The sequence below is a fragment of the Halorubrum distributum JCM 13561 genome (assembly GCF_000337395.1).
GTDB lineage: Archaea > Halobacteriota > Halobacteria > Halobacteriales > Haloferacaceae > Halorubrum > Halorubrum distributum.
This window is the reverse complement of record NZ_AOJF01000027.1, coordinates 1-18,102: the sequence shown is the minus strand read 5'-3', so window position 1 is coordinate 18,102 and position 18,102 is coordinate 1. Positions and strand designations below refer to the sequence as shown.

General features: G+C 68.5%; 21 protein-coding genes and 2 pseudogenes. 13 read left to right on the top strand and 10 right to left on the bottom strand.

From position 1 onward, the window contains the following. The first annotated feature begins 55 nt into the window (after window positions 1–55). From C470_RS04025 to C470_RS04010, 4 genes are all read left to right on the top strand, one after another. The gene (locus C470_RS04025; protein WP_008365466.1) at window positions 56–1,126 is read left to right on the top strand and encodes a glucose 1-dehydrogenase; all 1,071 of its coding nucleotides are present in this window, start codon (window positions 56–58) and stop codon (window positions 1,124–1,126) included. Beyond that, entirely contained in the window at window positions 1,113–1,745 is a 633-nt protein-coding gene (gene gfcR / locus C470_RS04020; RefSeq protein ID WP_004598210.1) for a transcriptional regulator GfcR, read from the top strand. Before C470_RS04025 ends, gfcR begins: the two co-directional genes overlap by 14 nt. A 532-nt stretch (window positions 1,746–2,277) precedes the next feature. Next, a complete protein-coding gene (locus tag C470_RS04015; protein ID WP_004598209.1) occupies window positions 2,278–2,622 on the top strand; it encodes a glutaredoxin family protein in 345 nt (114 codons plus the stop codon). A gap of 175 nt (window positions 2,623–2,797) precedes the next feature. Further along, window positions 2,798–3,367, top strand: a complete 570-nt coding sequence (locus tag C470_RS04010) for a DUF7110 family protein (RefSeq protein ID WP_007346265.1) — start codon at window positions 2,798–2,800, stop codon at window positions 3,365–3,367. A gap of 26 nt (window positions 3,368–3,393) precedes the next feature. Here the strand turns inward: C470_RS04010 and C470_RS04005 are convergent, their stop codons facing one another. Beyond that, window positions 3,394–4,635, bottom strand: a complete 1,242-nt coding sequence (locus C470_RS04005; protein WP_008365463.1) for a trans-sulfuration enzyme family protein — start codon at window positions 4,633–4,635, stop codon at window positions 3,394–3,396. A 181-nt stretch (window positions 4,636–4,816) separates the two neighbouring features. On the opposite strand from C470_RS04005, the gene C470_RS04000 reads away from it, so the two are divergent. After that, window positions 4,817–5,533 (top strand): diphthine--ammonia ligase, encoded by a 717-nt coding sequence (locus C470_RS04000; RefSeq protein ID WP_008365461.1) that lies wholly within the window; start codon window positions 4,817–4,819, stop codon window positions 5,531–5,533. A 35-nt stretch (window positions 5,534–5,568) separates the two neighbouring features. Here C470_RS04000 and C470_RS03995 read toward each other — a convergent pair whose 3' ends face one another. Together C470_RS03995 and C470_RS03990 are read right to left on the bottom strand one after the other, a co-directional pair. Next, the gene (locus tag C470_RS03995) at window positions 5,569–6,822 is read right to left on the bottom strand and encodes a Glu/Leu/Phe/Val family dehydrogenase (RefSeq protein WP_008365459.1); all 1,254 of its coding nucleotides are present in this window, start codon (window positions 6,820–6,822) and stop codon (window positions 5,569–5,571) included. 131 nt (window positions 6,823–6,953) lie between these two features. Beyond that, window positions 6,954–7,829 (bottom strand): HpcH/HpaI aldolase/citrate lyase family protein, encoded by an 876-nt coding sequence (locus tag C470_RS03990; protein WP_008365457.1) that lies wholly within the window; start codon window positions 7,827–7,829, stop codon window positions 6,954–6,956. A gap of 498 nt (window positions 7,830–8,327) precedes the next feature. Between C470_RS03990 and C470_RS03985 the strand changes: the two genes are divergently transcribed. Beyond that, window positions 8,328–8,852, top strand: coding sequence for a MaoC family dehydratase (locus C470_RS03985; RefSeq protein ID WP_008365456.1), 525 nt, complete (start codon window positions 8,328–8,330; stop codon window positions 8,850–8,852). A gap of 12 nt (window positions 8,853–8,864) precedes the next feature. On the opposite strand, the gene cyaB is transcribed toward C470_RS03985, so the two are convergent. Then, window positions 8,865–9,461 (bottom strand): class IV adenylate cyclase, encoded by a 597-nt coding sequence (gene cyaB / locus C470_RS03980; protein WP_008365453.1) that lies wholly within the window; start codon window positions 9,459–9,461, stop codon window positions 8,865–8,867. Window positions 9,462–9,637: 176 nt separating this feature from the next. Between cyaB and C470_RS03975 the strand changes: the two genes are divergently transcribed. Continuing rightward, entirely contained in the window at window positions 9,638–10,573 is a 936-nt protein-coding gene (locus tag C470_RS03975; protein ID WP_008365451.1) for an FKBP-type peptidyl-prolyl cis-trans isomerase, read from the top strand. A 109-nt stretch (window positions 10,574–10,682) separates the two neighbouring features. After that, window positions 10,683–10,943: a hypothetical protein gene (locus C470_RS03970; protein WP_004598200.1), complete on the top strand. Its 261-nt coding sequence runs from the start codon at window positions 10,683–10,685 to the stop codon at window positions 10,941–10,943. Window positions 10,944–10,969: 26 nt separating this feature from the next. Here the strand turns inward: C470_RS03970 and C470_RS03965 are convergent, their stop codons facing one another. The 4 genes from C470_RS03965 to C470_RS03950 all read right to left on the bottom strand — a co-directional run bounded on the left by C470_RS03965 (window position 10,970) and on the right by C470_RS03950 (window position 13,614). Further along, window positions 10,970–11,590 carry an RAD55 family ATPase gene (locus C470_RS03965; protein ID WP_008365448.1) on the bottom strand — a complete coding sequence of 207 codons (621 nt, stop codon included), beginning with the start codon at window positions 11,588–11,590 and terminating at the stop codon, window positions 10,970–10,972. Between the two features lie 104 nt (window positions 11,591–11,694). Beyond that, window positions 11,695–12,417, bottom strand: coding sequence for a MinD/ParA family ATP-binding protein (locus C470_RS03960; protein ID WP_008365446.1), 723 nt, complete (start codon window positions 12,415–12,417; stop codon window positions 11,695–11,697). Window positions 12,418–12,508: 91 nt separating this feature from the next. Then, a complete protein-coding gene (locus C470_RS03955) occupies window positions 12,509–12,883 on the bottom strand; it encodes a YlbF family regulator (protein ID WP_004598197.1) in 375 nt (124 codons plus the stop codon). Window positions 12,884–12,954: 71 nt separating this feature from the next. Next, the gene (locus C470_RS03950; RefSeq protein WP_008365443.1) at window positions 12,955–13,614 is read right to left on the bottom strand and encodes an alpha/beta hydrolase; all 660 of its coding nucleotides are present in this window, start codon (window positions 13,612–13,614) and stop codon (window positions 12,955–12,957) included. A 178-nt stretch (window positions 13,615–13,792) separates the two neighbouring features. On the opposite strand from C470_RS03950, the gene dph2 reads away from it, so the two are divergent. Both dph2 and C470_RS03940 read left to right on the top strand, forming a co-directional pair. Beyond that, a complete protein-coding gene (dph2, locus tag C470_RS03945) occupies window positions 13,793–14,836 on the top strand; it encodes a diphthamide biosynthesis enzyme Dph2 (RefSeq protein WP_007346274.1) in 1,044 nt (347 codons plus the stop codon). Between the two features lie 141 nt (window positions 14,837–14,977). After that, window positions 14,978–15,517: a hypothetical protein gene (locus C470_RS03940; RefSeq protein WP_239638560.1), complete on the top strand. Its 540-nt coding sequence runs from the start codon at window positions 14,978–14,980 to the stop codon at window positions 15,515–15,517. 108 nt (window positions 15,518–15,625) lie between these two features. On the opposite strand, the gene C470_RS03935 is transcribed toward C470_RS03940, so the two are convergent. Continuing rightward, window positions 15,626–15,841 (bottom strand): hypothetical protein, encoded by a 216-nt coding sequence (locus C470_RS03935; RefSeq protein WP_004598193.1) that lies wholly within the window; start codon window positions 15,839–15,841, stop codon window positions 15,626–15,628. Further along, complete coding sequence (locus C470_RS03930; protein ID WP_007993996.1) at window positions 15,838–16,038, bottom strand: hypothetical protein; 201 nt, start codon at window positions 16,036–16,038, stop codon at window positions 15,838–15,840. The genes C470_RS03935 and C470_RS03930 overlap by 4 nt, the downstream gene beginning before the upstream one ends. Window positions 16,039–16,198: 160 nt before the next feature. Between C470_RS03930 and C470_RS03925 the strand changes: the two are divergent. The 3 genes and pseudogenes from C470_RS03925 to C470_RS03915 all read left to right on the top strand — a co-directional run. Next, window positions 16,199–16,420: pseudogene (locus C470_RS03925) on the top strand (methionine synthase); the annotation flags it as partial. Between the two features lie 126 nt (window positions 16,421–16,546). Continuing rightward, on the top strand, window positions 16,547–17,803 hold the full coding sequence (locus C470_RS03920; RefSeq protein ID WP_008365437.1) for an RNA-guided endonuclease InsQ/TnpB family protein: 1,257 nt from the start codon (window positions 16,547–16,549) through the stop codon (window positions 17,801–17,803). Continuing rightward, window positions 17,799–18,102: pseudogene (locus C470_RS03915) on the top strand (methionine synthase); the annotation flags it as partial. The gene C470_RS03920 and the pseudogene C470_RS03915, both read left to right, overlap by 5 nt.

Here is an 18,102-nt window from a genome sequence, read left to right as displayed (position 1 = left end):
CGTGTTTACTCACAATAAAAGAAATCTTTTGGTGACTGACCGCTTGGGTCCGGATATGAACGCGATTGCCGTCTACGAGGGAGCCGACGAACCGGTCGTGACAGAGAAGCCGCGACCGGAGCCCGCGCCCGGCGAGGCGCTGGTTCGGACTCTCCGGGTCGGCGTGGACGGGACCGACCACGAGGTCATCGCCGGCGGGCACGGGGGGGCTCCCGCGGGCGAGGACCACCTCGTGCTCGGCCACGAGGCCGTCGGCGTGGTCGAGGACCCGAACGACACGCCGTTCGAGGCCGGCGACGTCGTCGTTCCGACGGTGCGCCGCCCGCCGAACGGGGCGAACGAGTACTTCGCGCGCGGCGAGCCCGACATGGCGCCGGACGGCGAGTACCACGAGCGCGGCATCGTCGGCGCGCACGGCTTCATGGCCGAGTACTTCACCAGCCCGGCGGAGTTCCTGGTCGAGATCCCGCCGGCGCTCGCGGAGTGGGGGTTCCTCGTGGAGCCGATATCGATCGCCGAGAAGGCGATCGAGCACGCGTACGCCAGCCGGTCGGCGTTCGGCTGGGAGCCCGAGTCGGCGCTCGTGCTGGGCAACGGCTCGCTCGGCCTGCTGACGGTCGCGACGCTCGACGAGGAGTTCGATCGGATCTACTGTCTCGGGCGTCGCGAGCGCCCCGACCCGACGATCGACATCATCGAGTCGCTGGGGGCGACGTACGTGAACTCCAACGACACCGCGGTCCCCGAGGTCCCAGAGGCGTACGAGCCGATGGACTTCGTCTTCGAGGCGACCGGCTACGCGCCGCACGCCTTCGAGACCATCGAGGCGCTCGCGCCCAACGGCGTCGGCGCGCTGCTCGGCGTCCCGGGCGACTGGGAGTTCGAGGTCGACGGCGGCCGGCTCCACCGGGAGTTCGTCCTCCACAACAAGGCGCTCGTCGGCAGCGTCAACTCCGGGTACGGCCACTTCGAGTCGGCCGTCGAGTCGCTCGCGGCGCTCCCCGAGTCGTTCTTGGGCGATCTCGTGACGGGAATTCACGGGCTCGACGACTTCGAGGCCGCGTTCGCGGATGACGACACGACTATTAAAACGGCGGTCGAATTCGGCGCATATGAAGAACGTTGACGACCTCATCGACAGCGCGGCCGAGCTCGCCGAGCGGGGGCTCTCGAAGGGCGAAATCGCGGACGAGCTGAACGTCTCCCGCGAGACGGCGAGCTGGCTGGTCGAGCGCGGCGGCGGGGCGGAGAGCGCGGAGGCCGCGGACGCGACCGCCTCCGCCGACATCCACGTCGACTGGTCGGCGCTCGGGCGGGACTCGACCCGCCTCGGCTACGCGGCCAGCGCGATGGCGGACCTCCTGGCCAAGCAGGGCGAGGCGGTCGACCTGACGGTCGGCATCGAGAAGGCGGGCGCGCCGCTCGCGACCGCGGTCGCGGACCGGCTCGACACCGACCTCGGCACGTACGCGCCCGCGAAACACCAGTGGGAGGAGGGGGACATCGACGAGCACGGCGGCGGCTTCTCGCGGAACTTCGCCGCGATCCGGAACCGCGACTGCTACGTCGTCGACGACATCATCACCTCGGGGACGACGATGCGGGAGTCGATTGACGCGATCCGCGAGCAGGGCGGCGAGCCGGTCGCCTGCGTCGTCCTCGTCGACAAGATGGGGTACGACGACATCGACGGCGTCCCGGTCTACTCGCTCGTCGACGTCGTCCGCGTCGACCGCGACGAGTAGGACTGCGGGCGCGCTCGCCGATATTTATAAATGCGGATCGTCCGAGAGACACGCAGCGTCGGCGTGCGCCGGTGAGCGGCCCGCAGGGCCGCGAACCGACCGCACGAGGGAGTCGGTCGCCGGAGCGAAGCGGAGGCGACTGACGAGGCTGGGGAGGCGTGAGGCGCGGTTGCTGTGCGGGCGGGACTCAAAGGGGTAGTCGCGAGGACGAAGCCCGGCGTTCACGAGGGCGGAGCTCTCGTGATCCAACCAGAACGCGGAGCGTACTGGTGACGACGTAAGCACTGGAGGGAGCGAACGGAGTGAGCGACCGAAGCGCGCAGCGAGCCGCCCGAGTCCTCGCGACTGGGGCTTTGGCGGTGTTCGCCGTCGCTCCGTCAGTAGCTGTTTATAAGTGAACGACTGGGGCTTTGGCCGTCTTCGCCGTCGATCCACTGTTAGTCCGCATTAACCGACCAAGCGCCCGCTCACCTCACGATCGCCGCTCGTCCCGTGCGGAACCCATTTGCCTCGCCGACGCGTACCCGGTCGCATGACGTTCAGCCCCGAAACGGACGCCGACTCCGAGGAAATCGAAGCGCGCGTCGAGAACACGATCGCCGACAACGACGTGGTGCTGTTCATGAAGGGGAACCGCCTGATGCCGCAGTGCGGCTACTCGAAGCGCGCCGTCGAACTCATCTCCCAGCACGTCGAGGAGTTCGAGACGGTCGACGTGCTGCCCGCGCTCCCGCAGTACCGCGAGGCGCTCGAGTCGCACAGCGGCTGGGAGACGATCCCGCAGACGTTCGTCGACGGCGAGTTCGTCGGCGGCAGCGACGTGCTCGCCGAACTCGACGAGCGCGGCGAACTCGCCGCCGAACTGGGCGCGGAGTGAGGTCGGGGGCGCCGCGGACTCCCGCCCGAATCCCTGACGCGCCGGCCGCGCGCCGCGCCGATCCTCACACCTCGAAGGGCAGTCCATATAAACCCACGGTGCCTATGTGGGGTAGGTGCAGCCGTTGCCGCTGCCGCCGTGACCACCGGTTCGACCCCACCGCATTCCACAAACAATGACAGGCCGCGTGTTCCGACTTCATTCGACGCTCGAACTGCCCCTCGAAGACGTAGAGACGTACTTCGACGAAGACCCCGATCTGCCCCCGGAGATCGACGACATCGACATCACGCGTCGAAACAACACACTCATCATCAAGGCCCTGTCCGACGACGAGTCGATCAGCAAGTACACGCCCACGGCGCAGCTGAAGGCGTCGGTCACGGAGACCCGCGTCTGGGAGGAGGAGCCGCCGCGCGCCGGCGGCCCGCAGTGGATGGACGACGAGGAGGAAGAGATCCCCTCCGAGCTCGTCGAGTTCGCCTGCTTCAAGGGCGACCGCGAGACCGTCCTCCAGAACTCCGCGCTCCAGTACCCGATGTTTCGGGTGCTTCGCAAGATCGCGACGCTCTCCGAGAAGGGGACGCTGACCGCGATCACGGAGGAGGACGGGGAGCTGGAGGCGACCCGCATTGTCGAGGGCGAGCCCCGCCCCGCCAGCATCGAGGTCGTCGAGAGCCCGCAGGGCGCGGGCGAGGGCGACGGCGGCGTCAACTGGCGCGACAACGAGTTCATCTCGGACTGAGACCGCCGCCGCGGCGTCGGCCGGCGTCAGCGGTCGGCCGGCGGCGTCGTCGTGCGACGGTTCACCGCGTCGAACCCGCCTTTTAAATCCGCGATCAGGTCGTCTACCCCTTCGATGCCGACCGACACGCGGAGCAACGTGTCCGAGATCCCGAGCGCTTCCCGCTCCGCGGGCGAGAGCGGTTCGTGAGTCATCGCGGCCGGCAGCTCGATCAGGCTCTCGACGCCGCCGACGGAGACCGCGAGCGTGAACTCCGTCAGCGCCTCGACGAACCGCTTCGCGTCGTCTATCGTCCCGTCGAGTTCGAACGAGAGGATCCCGCCGAATCCGGACATCTGCTCGCGGGCGAGCTCGTGGTCGGGATGACTCGACAGCCCCGGGTAGTACACGTCGCTCACCTCCGCCCGTCCGTCGAGGAACTCGGCGACGGCCGTCGCGTTCGCCTCGTGTCTCTCCATCCGCGCGGCGAGCGTTTTGGTGCCGCGTAACACGAGGTAGCTGTCGAACGGGCCGCTCACCGCGCCCACGCCGACTCGCTGGAGGAACCGAATCTCCTCGGCCAGCGCGTCGTCGTCGGTGACGACCGCGCCGGCGATGGCGTCGGAGTGGCCGTTGAGATATTTCGTCGTACTGTGCGCGACGACGTCGGCGCCCAGTTCGAGCGGGCGCTGGAAGTACGGGCTCGCGAACGTGTTGTCCACGCCGAACAGCACGTCTCGGTCCGCGACCAGGTCGGCGATACCGGCGATGTCACACAGCGCGAGCTTGGGGTTCGTCGGCGACTCCATCCAGACGACGGCGGTCTCCTCGCGGAGCGCGGCCGCCACGTTCGCCGTGTCCGTCGCGTCGACGTACGTGACGTCGACGCCGAGGCGCGACCGGAACACGTCGTCGAGCATCCGACGGGTGCCGGCGTACAGGTCCTCGAAGGCGACGACGTGGTCGCCGGGGGTCAGTCGAGCGAGCAGCGTCGTGAATATCGCCGCGGTGCCCGAGGCGAACGCGGCCCCGTGAGCGCCGCCTTCGAGCGCTGCGATTCTGGTCTCCAGCGCGTGTCGGGTGGGATTCGACAGCCGGCCGTAGACGAACTCGCCGGCGGCCGGGTCGACGTCATCCAGTCGCATCTCGGTGTCGAGGCCCGGCAGGGCGAACGTCGACGAGAGATGAATCGGCGAGACGACATCGCCCGCCTCGCTCCCGTTCTCGAACGGCTCTTCGCCCTCGGTGACGGTGAGCGTCTCGAACGTCGACTTCGATCGGTCTTCCATACGCGGACTCCGAAGCATCGCCGCTAATAGTTTATCATTTTTCATTAATAATGCTGAATTCCCGGATAACTCGCGGGGATATTACTGTCGGATCGACAGATCGGCGCGTCCGGCAGCCGGCAGTCGACGGTCGTCAACCGGGACCGTCGACAATTTACGTAAGCCGGGCGTTCCCTCGCCAATGACCGACGACTGGGTGAGCCTCTTTTCGGGGGGCAAGGACTCCTCGTGGGCGCTGTACCGCGCGCTGGAGGAGGGCCTCGACGTCTCGCGGCTCCTGACCGTCCACCCCGCCGGCGACTCGTACATGTACCACACGCCGGCGACGGAGCTCGCCTCGCTCGCGGCCGAGAGCGTCGGGATCGACCTCGTCGAGGTGTCGCCCGACGACTTCGGCGCGGACGACGTCGACGACGCCGGCGCGCAGGGCGACGCCGAGCTGGAGCCGATGGAGGCGGCGCTCCGCGAGCTCGCCGCCGCGGACGACGTCGACCTCGCGGGCGTCACGGCCGGCGCCGTCGAGAGCGAGTTCCAGACGAATCGAATTCAGGCGATGTGCGACCGGCTCGCGATCGACCTGTTCGCCCCGCTGTGGCAGCGGGACCCGGTCGAACTCGCGGAGGCGATGTTCGACGCCGGCTTCGAAATCCGGATCGTCCAGGTGGCGGCGTACGGGCTCGACGAGTCGTGGCTCGGGCGGCGGTTCGACGCCGACGCGCTCGACGAGCTGCTCGAACTCCGCGAGGAGTACGGCGTCCACCCGCTCGGCGAGGGCGGCGAGTTCGAGACGTACGTCGTCGACGGGCCGCACATGGACCGGCGCATCGACCTGACCTACGACGCGGTGTGGGAGGGCGACCGCGGCCACGTCGAGATTCGCGACGCGCGCCTGGAGTGAGTCGAAGCGGTTCCTGAAGCGGTCGACTCTGCCCGCTACGGCCAGCTGCCGGCCTGATCGTACGCGTCCACGATCCGACCGATACCGACGACGTACGCCGCGGTGCGGAGGTTGTGGACGTCGTTCGACTCGTAGGTGTCGACGAGCGTGTCGAACGCGTCCGTGATCACGCGTTCCAGCTCCTCGTTGACGCGCTCCTCGGTCCAGCTGAACCGCTGTCGGTTCTGGACCCACTCGAAGTAGGAGACGGTGACGCCGCCCGCGTTCGCGAGGATGTCGGGGACGACGTGGACGTCGCGCTCCGCGAGCACGTCGTCGGCGTCGGGCGTCAGCGGTCCGTTGGCCGCCTCGACGACCAGCTTCGCGTCGACGTCCGCCGCGAGGTCCTCGTCGACCGCGTTCTCCAGCGCGGCCGGGACGAGGCAGTCGACGTCGAGCGTGAGCAGCTCGTCGTTGGTGATCTCCTCGGTGTCGGCGTAGCCCACCACCGAGCCGGTCTCGGCCTTGTGCGATTTCACGTCGCGCGGGTCGAGACCGTTCGGGTCGTGGATCCCGCCCGAGGAGTCGGAGACCGCGACCACGCTCGCGCCGAGGTCGTCGAGCAGCGCAGCGGCGACCGACCCGGCGTTACCGTACCCCTGGACGGCGACCGTCGCGCCCGAGAGGTCGCGGTCGAGCCAGTCGAACGCCTCGCGGGCGGACAACGCCACGGAGCGGCCGGTCGCCTCGACGCGCCCCTCGCTCCCGCCGGAGTCGAGCGCCTTCCCCGTGATGACGCCCGGCGCGGTGGTGTTCTCGAGGGTCTCGTAGGTGTCTTTGATCCAGTTCATCTCCCGCTGGCCGGTGTTGACGTCCGGCGCGGGGACGTCGCGGTCCTCGCCGATCAGGGGCCGGAGCTCCGTCGCGAACGCCCGGGTGAGCCGTTCAAGCTCGGTCTCCGAGTAGTCGGCCGGATCGATCGCGATCCCTCCTTTCCCGCCGCCGTAGGGAACGTCGACGACGGCGCACTTGTACGCCATCCAGCCGGAGAGCGCCTTCACCTCGTCGCGGGTGACGCCCGGGTGATAGCGGATTCCGCCCTTGTACGGCCCTCGGTCGCCGTTGAACTGCGAGCGGTACGCGCGGACGGTCTCCAGCGAGCCGTCGTCGCGCTCGAACGTCAGGTTCGTCTCTAACACCCGCTCCGGGTTCTTCAGGCGCTCGATGACGCCCGGGTCGGCGTCGACGACCGCCGCGGCGTCGTCCACCTGCTCTCGCAGACTCTCGAACGGGTTCGCCTCAGAAGACATACCATCACGTGCCGGCGGCCGGAGGTTAACTGTGACGACCGGAACGGAAATTGTGTGTGTCGACACCGCACACAGCGACTCCGAAAGCGCGGACGGGCGACTCGAAGGCAGCGCGGACGGGCGACCCGGCCTCAGCGGTCGCCGTCGGGCGCTCGGTCGAGGATCCGCTCCGCCTGGGCGATCAGCGGCGCGTCGATCATCTCGCCGTCGACCCGGAAGACGGCTCGGCCCTCCCGCTCCGCCTCGTCGCGCGCGTCGAGGACGGCCTCGGCCCACTCCACGTCCTCGGGGTCCGGCGTGAACGCCTCGGTGATCGGCGCCACCTGCGCCGGGTGGATCGCGAGCTTGCCGTCGTAGCCGAGCCGCCGCGCGAACGCCGCGTCCTCGCGGAGCCCCGCCTCGTCGGAGAAGTCCGTGTACACGGTGTCGATCGCGTCGACGGCGGCCGCGCTCGCCGCGAGGACGACGTGCTCGCGGGCGTACAGCACCTCCGTCCCCTCGTCGGTCCGGGTCGCCCCCACGTCGGCGGCGAGGTCCTCGGCGCCGAACACGAGCGCGTCCGTCGCGTCCGCCGCCGCGATCGACTGCGCGGAGAGCACCCCCGCCGCGGTCTCGACGAGCGCGAACACGGCCGGGTCGCGCCCGCGCTCGGCGCACAGGTCGGCGACGCGCTCGACCCGATCCGCGGCCTCGACTTTCGGGAGCATCACGGCGTCGAGGCGGACGCCGCCGGTCCCGTCGCCAGTCCCGTCCTCGCTACCTCCCCCCAGCACGCCGTCGAGGTCGGCCGCGGGCGATTCGGCGGTCAGCCGGACGCAGACCTCCGCGTCCGGATCGAAGGCTGGGTCCGCGAGCACCTCGCGGACCGCCGCCCTCGCCTCGTTCTTCCGCCCGGGGGCGACGGCGTCTTCGAGGTCGAAGCAGATCACGTCGGCGCCGGCGCCGGGCGCCTTCCGCATGAGGTCGGGGCTGTCGCCGGGCGAGAACAGCAGACTTCGTCTGGCCATGTCGAGGCCTCCCCGCCGGCGGACATAAATCGTGGGCGTCCAAGCTGGATCATTTATAGATAAACGAGGAAGATGCGGTGGCGCGCGCCGGTGAGCGGCCGACAGGCCGCGAACCGCACGCGCGAGGGAGTCGCTGGCGCCGCCGGCGCCAGCGACGAGGCTGGGGAGGTGTGAGGTGCCGTGCGGTCGCGGATGGCTGGGACTCAAAGGGGCAGCCGCGAGGAGCCCGTAGGTGACGCAAGCACCGCAGCGAAGGAACGGAGTGACTGAGTGAGGAGCGCAGCGAGCGTACGGGCTCCTCGCGGCTGGGGCTTTGGCGGTGTTCGCCGTCGAGTCGCCAACCACGTATCGCCGAGCGGCTGGGGTTTTGGCGGTGTTCGCCGCCTATCCGCCAACAGCTATTTATAAATGAGCGGCTGGACTTCGGGCGGAGTCACCGCGGATGACTCCCCAGTAAAGAGCGGTACCGATTTCACCTCACCGGCTGACCGGCAAGTCATGCCCGGACTGTACTACGAGGAGTTCGAGGTCGGCGAGACCATCGACCACGCGAAGCGACGGACGGTGAGCGAGGCCGACAACCAGCGCTTCTGCGACATGACGATGAACCAGCAGCCGCTCCACCTCGACGCGGACTTCGCGGGCGAGACGCAGTTCGGCGAGCGGCTGGTGAACGGGCTGTACACCATGTCGCTCGCGGTCGGTCTCACCATCCCGGAGACGACCGACGGCACCATCGTCGCGAACCTCTCGTACGACGACGTCGAACACCCGAACCCCGTCTTTCACGGCGACACGATCCGCGCGCGCTCGACGGTCACCGACAAGCGGGAGACGAGCGACGGCGAGCGCGGCGTCGTCACCATGCGCGTGGAGGCGTTCAAGATCGTCGACGGCGACGACGACGTCCTCGTCTGCGAGTTCGAGCGAACGGTCCTCTCCGAGAAGCGGCCGGAGGGCGACGCGGACGATGCGGAGGACGGGGGGGACGCGGACGATGCGGACGACGAGGCCGCTCCGTAGCCCCCGCCGGCGTCAGTCCTCCTCGTCCGCCAACAGCAGCCCGAGGTAGGAGGTCCGGACCTGATCGTCCGCGTCGAGCCCGAGCCGGTCGAGCGCCGCGACCGCCGCGTCGCGCGCCGCGTCGACCTCGCTTTCCGCCTCGACTTCCCGCTCGATCTCGACGTACTCGTCGAGCCCGGTGACGGCGTCGAGCGTCACCGTGAACCCGTCGTACGACCAGAACTCGCGGCGCTTCTCCACCGTCGCGGCCGGAGCGAAGCCGAGTCCGGAGAGGACCGCGGCAAGCGCCTCGCCGTCGTCGACGCCCGTCTCGTGTTCGGTGCGCGTCTTCGAAGCTTCCTCGAGGAGCGGTCCCTTGTAGGTGACCGTCGCCGCCGGATCGGGCGCCGCCACCGACTCGCCGTCATCCGCCGCCGACACGCCGGCCTCCGCCAGCGGCGTCTCCCGTCGGATCCGGAGCGCCTCGTCGGTCTCGGCGAACTCGCGGTGCGGCGCGTCGTAGTAGGTGTCGCGCTGGCGGCGCGCGTCGACGCGCCCGGCGCCGGCCTCGCGGAGGCGCTCCCGCGTCGCCTCCAGGTCGGCCGGGACCTTGATCTCGACCTCGTACATGCCCGGGGATGCGACCGGGGCGTTCATAAGCGACGCGGGACTCCGCGGGCTCAGCGCCCGGTCGACGGGACCCGCTCGTCGGCCGCCGCGCGCCCCGAACCGCCGCTGTCGCCCGTTCGTCGGCGGCCTTCGGGCCGAACCGTGCTTCTTAAGGGTGTAACAGGTGACGTTCGGGTATGAGCGATCAGGAGCAAGCGGACGCGGCCGACGAGGCCGAGGAGAGCGAGACCGAGACTGACGCCGGCGGACTCGAAGACGGCGACTTCGTCCGCGTCGCGTACACGATCCGAACGGCCGACGACGGCCGCGTCATCGACACGACCGACGAGGAGACGGCCGAGGACGCCGAGATCGACGTCGACGAGTACGAGTTCGAGCCCCGAATCATCGCGCTCGGCGCCGGCCACGTGTTCCCCACCGTCGAGGAGGCGTTCGTCGCCGGCGCCGTCGGCGACGAGGGCACGGTCGACGTCCCCGCCGAGGACGCCTTCGGCGAGTACGACCCCGACGAGGTCGAGACGGTCAAGGCCGACAAGATCCCGGAAGACGACCGCTACCCCGGCGCGCAGGTCCAGATCGACAACCAGCAGGGCCACCTCGAGACGATCATCGGCGGCCGCGCCCGCGTCGACTTCAACCACCCGCTGGCCGGCGAGGACCTCGAGTACGAGTACGAGATCATCGAAGCCATCGACGACCGCGAGGAGCAGGCGTCCGGCATGCTCGGGATGTACCTCCAGGAGGCGCCCGAGGTCCGCATCGAGACGGAGACCGAGGAAGAGGAGACCGTCACCGAGGACGACGACGGCGAGGAGACCGTCAAGACCGAAGAGGTCGAGAAGGACGTCCTCTACGTCACCGCGACGCAGGCGATGCAGATGAACCAGCAGTGGATGTTCCAGAAACAGCAGATCGCCCAGGACCTCATGGACCGTCTCGATCTCGACCGCGTCGTGATCGAGGAGGTCATCGAGGGCGGCGGCATGGGCGGCCTCGGCGGCATGATGGGCGGCATGGGCGGCGCCGGCGCCGGCGACGTCGACATCGAGGAGGCGCTCGAGGACGTCGACGTCGACGCCGACGAGATCGTCGACGAGATCGACGAAGAGTAGTCGACTCCACTTCTCTACCCACCCGATTCTCGCGTTTTTCCTTCCCGGCGAGCGACCGGTCCGACCGGCGAACGGAGCCCTTTTGCCCGGCGACGCGCCCACACCGAGTATGGAGATCGAACGGGCACGCGAGGACGCGCTCGTCGCCGGGGTCGCGGGCGCGGCGACGGTCGCGATCGCGCTGCTGTCGAGTTTCACCGGCGTCGTCTCTGTCGCGACGCTCCCGACGCTGGCGCCGCTCGCCGTGTACGCGCTGTACCTCTTCTCGCGGAAGGGCGGGCCGTACGGAGCCGCGGACACCGCGCGGAACTGGGCGGTCGCGGCGGCCGTCGTCGGCGCGGTCGTCCTCCTCGCGTCCGCCGTGCTATAGGCTCGGAGCGCCGACGAACGGCCGCGTCAGGCGATGTCTCGGCTCGTGTCGACGGCGACCTCGTCGGTGAGCTTCAGCTTCAACGGCTCTTCGAGGGCGGCGCCGCCCCGGAACTTGGGGATGACGAGTTGGTTCGCGATCTCGGTCCCGGTGACGGTGGTTCGCAGGTCGAACACCACGTCCGCGACCTGCTCCGTGACGCGCCGCGTCCGCGGGTCCTCGCCGCCGCGGAGCGCGTGGAGCAGCGCGACGCCCCCGGCGTCGACCACCCGTGACCGCACGTCGTCGAGGAACTCCGCGTACGCCGCCGGGGACGCGCTCTCTTCTACCGGCCCCACGGAGTCGACGATCAGCGTGCCCTCCTCGGGGAGGTCGTCGGACAGCGACGCCAACTCGTCGAGATCGCCGGCGTCCTCCGTGGCCTCGACGGTCGTCTCCTCGTCTCCGTCGCGACTGAGCGCCGCCGCCACCGCGCCGGCGGACCGGACGGTTGTCAGGTAGCGGCACTGCCGGACCCGGGCGAACCGGTTTAAGATGAGCTCGGACTGACTGTCGGGGTTCGCCTTCAACACGACGACGCTACCGCTCGGGAGCCCCCCGCCGAACTGTCGGTCCAGCACCGAGATCCCAGTCGGAAGCGTCTCCATACGATCGCTGCCGCCTGTGGACGTTTGGGTCTGTCGATGGCGGCTCTCTCGGCCGCTCGTGACCCCGTCGTCCGCCGTTTCGGCGCCGCCGGTGGGGGAGATCCTCACGCGATCTGCCACCCGCTCGCCGCCGCGGTCTCGCCGAGCCGTGAAGCGAGGCCGTCGTACGCGCTCCGGACGCTCGGGTCGGACAGCGGGACGGCCCCGCCGTCCGGGATCGCGCCGAGGACGGGACAGCCGAGCAGCGTCGCCACCCGGTCCGGCACGTCCGTCTCGCCGATCACGACCGCACCGACCGGCGGGCAGTCGAGCCGGCGGGCGATCGCAGCCGTCTTCGCGGCGTCCCGGAGCGCGGCGCGCCGGAGCGGCGTCGCGATCAGCGCCCGGTCCGCCGCCCGAAGCGGCGCGGCCACGTCCGGCGACGCGCCCGCCGGACTGTCGAGCAACACCGGCGCGCTCTCGGGCGTCGCGCCGGCGAGCGCGTCGAAGGTCGCGCCGGCGTCGACGGACCGCGGCGCGTCCGGCGCGGCGAGGACCGTCGGCGCCGAGCGACCCGGACGGACCGGCTCCGTCCCCCGGACCGCGTCGAGGACGGTCCGCGTGTCCGCCCCGTCGGTGCGACGGGCGGCGCCGACCGGCGGGCCCTCGGCTTCGGTCTTTCCCGGGGGCTCTGGCTTCGTCTCCGCGGCCAGCCGCGCGAGGTTCGGGAGGTCCCAGTCGGCGTCGGCCGCGACCACCGGCGCGCCGCGACGCGAGAGCGCGCGGGCGAGCCCGAGGGTGGTCGTCGTCTTTCCGCTTCCGCCCTTGCCGCCGGCGACGGCTATCACGGCGGGCGTGGGGCGGGATCCGGTATAAAGAGTCGGCCGCAGTCGCCGCGCGGTACGGCGTTCAGCTCACCATGACGGCGACGGGGGGCGCTTAGTCCTGACAGCAGCCGCCGGCCTCGCCGCCGAAGTCGACGGCGAGGGGCTCGGAGATGGCCTCGTTGACCGCTTCGAGCGTGTCCTCCAACTCGTCTTGCGCGTCCAGATACTCGCTCATCACCGGCATCGAGTGGAGTTCGTCCTGCGCCTCCTGGACGCGCTGGAGCTCGTCGTTCGTCGCCTGTCCCGTCTGTCGGGCCTGCATGAACTCCGCGCGGAGCTGCTCGAACTCGTCGATCCGCTCTTGGACCTCCTCGTCGCGCTGGACAGCGGCTCTCGCCTCCTCGAAGCGCTCGTACTCCGCGGTTTCGGCGATCCGCTCGCCGAGCTCTCGGCCGAGGTCCTCGATGGAGACCTGTTCGACGCTCATATCCGGACATCGTTGCCGAGCGGTTTGAACCTGCCGGAGCCGGGGTTCGGTGGGGCCGACTTCGGAGCCCGCTACGCCGTCCGCGACGCGACGAACTCGACGACCGCCTCCAGCTCCTGCGGGCCGATGCCGTGGCCGCCCGGGAAGCTCCCGCTCGTGACGTCTGCGCCGACGGATTCGAGCCGGTCGACGGCCGCCGTCGTCCGCGACTCGGGGATCACGCGATCGCCTGCGCCGGCGCCGACGAAGACGGGCTTGCCTTCGATTCCCTCCGGGTCGAGGTCCGCGTGCGACTCCGCGAGGTAGCCGTGGAGCGCGACGACCCACGCGTAGCGGTCGGGGTCTTCCAGCAGGAGCGAGAGGCTCGTGATCGCGCCCTGGCTGAAGCCGAGCAGGCCAATCCGGTCGGCGTCGAGCCCGTATGCGTCGACCGCGGCCGCGACGCTCTCGACGATCAGGTCGAGGCTCCGCCGGAAGTCCTCGGCGTCGGGCTGGCTCGATTCGAGTCCGCCAGCCGAGAGGTCGAGTTCGTACCACGTGTACCCTCCCTGGAGCGGGTCGGGCGCACGCAGGCTGACGACGTGGTGGCCGTCGGGCAGTTCGGCGGCGACGGGGAGCAGGTCCTCCTCGTCGGCCCCGCGGCCGTGGAGGACGAAGACGGCCGGTGCGGGCTCGCCGTCGGGGCTGTCGTCGGGCGCGACGTGGACGTGCTCGAGCGGAATGTCGGTCATCGGACCCCGATTGGCGGGGGCGGCCGTTAGGTTCGTCGACCGCGGCAGGGACACGAGGACGCTCGGCGGGGGCGAACACCGGTCAACGCCGTCGGCCTCGGAACTGGTAACCGAGACCGGTTACACCAGTCGTCGCCGAACGCGCCGTTTAACCGTCCTGCCGCACAATTCGCTCGATATGAGCGGCTCCACGGAGGGCGACCTCACGAAGACCGGGATGGCCCTGAAACACGACCGCGAGTGGGACTACGAACTCGACCGGATCCTCGAGGCCATCGAGGAGCGCGACGCCTCGAAGGTCGGTCTTCAATTCCCCGAGGGGCTCAAGCGACGCGGCCCGAAGGTCGCCGACGACCTCCGGGAGGTCGCGCCCGACGACGTCACCTTCATGCTCTCCGGGCAGCCCTGCTACGGCGCCTGCGACCTCGACACGTACCTGATGCGCCGCACGGACGTGTTCGTCCACTTCGGCCACACGCCGATGAAGGAGTCCGACAGCATCGTCTACGTCCCCCTCTTCTCGAACGTCGACCCCTTCCCGATCATGGAGGACGCGCTCGAGGAGGAGCTGACCGCGCCGGAGGAGGACGCCGACGTGGGGCTCGTCACGACGGCCCAGCACATGAACCGCTTCGAGGAGATGACCGACTGGCTGGAGGAGCGCGGCTACGAGGTCCACACCCGCCGGGGCGACGACCGCCTCACGAAGGAGGGGCAGGTGCTCGGCTGTAACTACGCCTCCGCGGACATCGACGCCGAGCAGGTGCTGTACGTCGGCGGCGGGAAGTTCCACCCGGTCGGCCTCGCCATGGAGCACCCCGACAAGCGCGTCGTCATCGCCGACCCGGTCAACAACGCGGTGTCGGTCGCGGAACACGACCAGTTCCTCAAGCAGCGCTACGCCTCGGTCCACAAGGCGATGGACGCCGAGAAGTGGGGCGTCATCTTCTGTACGAAGATCGGCCAGGGGCGCTGGGAGACGGCCCAGGAGATCGTCGACAACAACGAGAACGCCTACCTGATCACGATGGACGAGGTGACGCCGGACCGCCTGCGCAACTTCGACATGGACGCGTTCGTCAACACCGGCTGCCCGCGGATCACGACCGACGACGGCCCCCGGTTCCACAAGCCGATGCTGACGCCCGGCGAGTACGAGGCCGCAATCGGCGAGAAGCCGCTCGACTCGATCGAGTTCGACACGTTCCACGACACCTGGTAGAGCGGCGCGGAGCGCGAGGTTCGCTTTTTCAGACTCCGTCGAACCCCTCCAGCGGAGAGATTACTTATAGATACTGAGCCCTGCGGCGCGTGCCGGCGGAACAAAGTTCTTTTAAGCACAATTTCTGTGGGGGAGTGTGTCATGGTAGCCATCCTGGACCGAGTCGTGCGGCTGTACGGTCGATACGGACCGTCGCGGTTGCCGCTCGGAGACCGACGGGACGTGGGTGGTGGCTACAGTATGGCCGCCGGTGTCCTCGCCGGTGGAATCGTGTTTGCTCCGGTGAGTGCGTTGGTTTCGGGTACGGTGGGTTCCGCAGGGGTGATTCTGTCTGCGATCCCGGTGTACCTCGCCACGGGATTCGCGGTCGGGGCGCTCACGTGGCGCTCCCTGCCGTCGAGTGTCCCGTACTACAGTGCCGTCGCAGCGTTGGTCACGGTCATCGGGAACTACCTCGCCGGGACCGCCGTGTGGTTGCTACTGGCCCCGGTGTACGGCTACGAGGTTTTGAACCCGTACGTGGGGGCCGATCCGCCGACCTCGCTCACCGAGTTCCTCGGAGCCTTCTTCGAGCTGTACCCCCTTACCGTCTTGACAGTGGTCGTGTGGACGATCTGGATAGCCGTCCCACTCAGCCTCGTTTTCAGCTACGTCTACGAGCGCAGTCGTAGCGGAGCATAGCCGATCCGTTCGCGGCATCCATCTGGCGGCTGTTTCACTCGATATCTCTCCTGGAAAACAGAACTTCACCGAATCCCCTTTCTGATCCGCTTCCGCCCTAACGGGTCGTCACGCCTCGTCCGGCGGGTTCAAGAAGAGCCCGTCGACCACGAGGGCGCCGGCCGCGAGCGATCCCCCGGCGACGGGGAGCGTGTAACCCCGAGCGAGGAGCGACGCGGCCGCGTACACGGCGCAGAAGGCGAGGGGGATCGCGAGCAGGATGAGGTCGGCGCGCTCGACCCCGCCGAGGGGGTTCGACCCGCCCGTCCGGTGCCGCCCGCTCATTCCATGTACCCCAGGTCCCGGAGCTTCTGGGCGATCTGTTTCGCCTCCGCCTCGGAGACCCCCTCGTCGGACTCCATCTCCTGGACGACGACGTGTTTCACGAACTCCTTGACGGAGCCGAACGGCTCGTCCTCGATGTACGCCTCCACGTCCGCGACGAACTCCTTCCGCAGCGAGATGGTGGTGTAGTCGCTCATTGCCGTACCTTGCTCACCGCCGGCTAATAAGTCTTAATTACATCTAATTACCGGTCGTCGGAGTCGCGGTCGATTCCGGGAGGAACCGCGGCAGTGCCGGTTCCGCCGGATTCCGCCGGATCCTCGGCCCTTTTGGGGAAGCGACCCGTCGGATCGATCGATGACGACGAACGACGGCCACATCCCCACCACGCACATCGGTAGCCTGCCGCGACCGCCGGAACTGCTCGACCTGCTCACGCGTCGGCAGGACGGCGAGGCTGTCGACCCCGACGAGTGGGACGAGACGGTCGCGGAGGCGACACGCGACGTCGTCGATCGGCAGGTCGAGACCGGCCTCGACGCGATTAACAACGGCGAGCAGTCCCGCGTCTCGTTCAACTGAAGCGGTAGCGCGGAGTCCCCTTCCTCAAGGAGCGACCGAAGGGAGCGAGTAGGGAGGCGAGGAGCGCGTTCGTATCTGTAACAAACACCAGATTATAAATAGCCACTCGTACACATTGAAACTGTGGCAGACGACTACGTGCGTCGGACGGCAATCACTCGTCTCTCGGTAGACGATGAGCAACGCGAGTTGCTTGAGGAAACCATCTCCGAGTGGAAGCGTGGGTGCCAACTCGCCACGGACATGGCGTGGGGCAAATGTAACGCGAAAAGCGACGTACAACCCCTCGCTTACGACGACGTGCGCGAAGAAACCGACCTCGGTAGTCAGCACGCGATTCTCGCCACCCATCAAGCCGCACAAGCCATCACCGGCTGTCTCGAACGCCGCTCGAACGGCAAGCAGGTCAGTAAACCCACGTTCACTGCACCCACGGTAATATACGACACTCGAACGATGACGCTGTTCGATGACGATACAGTGTCACTCTCCACGACGGAGAGTCGCGTTCGATGCGAGCTTGCGCTCCCTGAAGCCGAGGATGGCTACCAACGGCAGTACCTCGACTCCGACCACTGGAGCGTCGCGGAGAGCACACTCACCGCTCGTGACGGCGATTACTTTTTACACATCGGCTTCCGCCGACACAAGATCGAGATCGAGCGAGACACCGCCGAGGACGGAACGGTCCTCGGGGTCGACCTCGGTATTGAAAACCTCGCCGTCACCAGCACAGCACGATTCATCAATGGGCGCGAACTCTCACACAACCTCCGCGAGTTCGAGAAAGTCCGTGCGGGACTCCAACAGACAGGCACGCGAAGCGCCCACAGAACGCTCGAACAATCAAGTGGACGCGAACGACGATACGTTCGTGACGTGGTTCACCAAGCGTCGAACGCCATCGTAGACGAAGCACTCCGATACGAGTGCGACGTGATCGCGTTCGAGGACCTAACCAATATCCGCGACCGTACGGGAGCGTCGTGGGGACACAAGTGGGCGTTCCGAACGCTCTACGAGCAGGTGGAATATAAAGCCGAAGCGGAAGGTATCACGGTGAAGCAAGTGGGGTCGGCGTACACGTCGCAACGGTGCGCCGAGTGTGGATTCACGGCAGACGAGAATCGCCGAACTCGCACGGAGTTCCGGTGCGTGAAGTGCGAATCGGAAGCGAACGCGGATTACAATGCGGCGAAGAACATCGGGATGCGGTACGTCCGTCGAGGCCAACAGTCGTCTCGGCGGACGGGCGACAGTCAACTCGCCCTCAAGTCTGGAACGGTGACGCCAAGTGGCGGATTCACCGCCCACCCGGACGGGTTCGAGGCTGAGCTCACGGACAAGCCCCTCCCTCAACGAGCGAACCCGTCAGGGTGAGCGAAGTAGGGAGGGGTTGTTGACCTGGTACGTCGCCGACCGGCTGAGCGGCATCGACGGGAAGCGGGAGACCGAGCTGTGGGCCGACCTCCAGGAGTTCCCCTCCTACGCCGAGGAGACGTTCAAGACCGACGTGATCGACCTCTCGATGCACCCGGTCGTCACCGAGGCGGTCGAGTACACGGGCCGCGAGGAGGCGGAGGCTGAGATCGACGAGTTCACCGACGCGCTCGCGGCCGCGGGCCGCGACGTCGACGGCGCGTTCATGACCTGTCTCTTATACACATCTCTGAGCGGGC

Excerpts from the sequence above, each read along its gene's own strand:
- C470_RS03995 (WP_008365459.1), bottom strand. The coding sequence starts at position 6,822 with ATGTCTTCTGAGGCGAACCCGTTCGAGAGTCTGCGAGAGCAGGTGGAC.
- C470_RS04025 (WP_008365466.1), top strand. The coding sequence starts at position 56 with ATGAACGCGATTGCCGTCTACGAGGGAGCCGACGAACCGGTCGTGACA.
- C470_RS04015 (WP_004598209.1), top strand. The coding sequence starts at position 2,278 with ATGACGTTCAGCCCCGAAACGGACGCCGACTCCGAGGAAATCGAAGCG.
- C470_RS04010 (WP_007346265.1), top strand. The coding sequence starts at position 2,798 with ATGACAGGCCGCGTGTTCCGACTTCATTCGACGCTCGAACTGCCCCTC.
- C470_RS03955 (WP_004598197.1), bottom strand. The coding sequence starts at position 12,883 with ATGAGCGTCGAACAGGTCTCCATCGAGGACCTCGGCCGAGAGCTCGGC.
- dph2 (WP_007346274.1), top strand. The coding sequence starts at position 13,793 with ATGAGCGGCTCCACGGAGGGCGACCTCACGAAGACCGGGATGGCCCTG.
- gfcR (WP_004598210.1), top strand. The coding sequence starts at position 1,113 with ATGAAGAACGTTGACGACCTCATCGACAGCGCGGCCGAGCTCGCCGAG.
- C470_RS03930 (WP_007993996.1), bottom strand. The coding sequence starts at position 16,038 with ATGAGCGACTACACCACCATCTCGCTGCGGAAGGAGTTCGTCGCGGAC.
- cyaB (WP_008365453.1), bottom strand. The coding sequence starts at position 9,461 with ATGTACGAGGTCGAGATCAAGGTCCCGGCCGACCTGGAGGCGACGCGG.
- C470_RS03950 (WP_008365443.1), bottom strand. The coding sequence starts at position 13,614 with ATGACCGACATTCCGCTCGAGCACGTCCACGTCGCGCCCGACGACAGC.
- C470_RS04000 (WP_008365461.1), top strand. The coding sequence starts at position 4,817 with ATGACCGACGACTGGGTGAGCCTCTTTTCGGGGGGCAAGGACTCCTCG.
- C470_RS03935 (WP_004598193.1), bottom strand. The coding sequence starts at position 15,841 with ATGAGCGGGCGGCACCGGACGGGCGGGTCGAACCCCCTCGGCGGGGTC.
- C470_RS03985 (WP_008365456.1), top strand. The coding sequence starts at position 8,328 with ATGCCCGGACTGTACTACGAGGAGTTCGAGGTCGGCGAGACCATCGAC.
- C470_RS03970 (WP_004598200.1), top strand. The coding sequence starts at position 10,683 with ATGGAGATCGAACGGGCACGCGAGGACGCGCTCGTCGCCGGGGTCGCG.
- C470_RS03940 (WP_239638560.1), top strand. The coding sequence starts at position 14,978 with ATGGTAGCCATCCTGGACCGAGTCGTGCGGCTGTACGGTCGATACGGA.
- C470_RS03965 (WP_008365448.1), bottom strand. The coding sequence starts at position 11,590 with ATGGAGACGCTTCCGACTGGGATCTCGGTGCTGGACCGACAGTTCGGC.
- C470_RS03975 (WP_008365451.1), top strand. The coding sequence starts at position 9,638 with ATGAGCGATCAGGAGCAAGCGGACGCGGCCGACGAGGCCGAGGAGAGC.
- C470_RS03990 (WP_008365457.1), bottom strand. The coding sequence starts at position 7,829 with ATGGCCAGACGAAGTCTGCTGTTCTCGCCCGGCGACAGCCCCGACCTC.
- C470_RS04005 (WP_008365463.1), bottom strand. The coding sequence starts at position 4,635 with ATGGAAGACCGATCGAAGTCGACGTTCGAGACGCTCACCGTCACCGAG.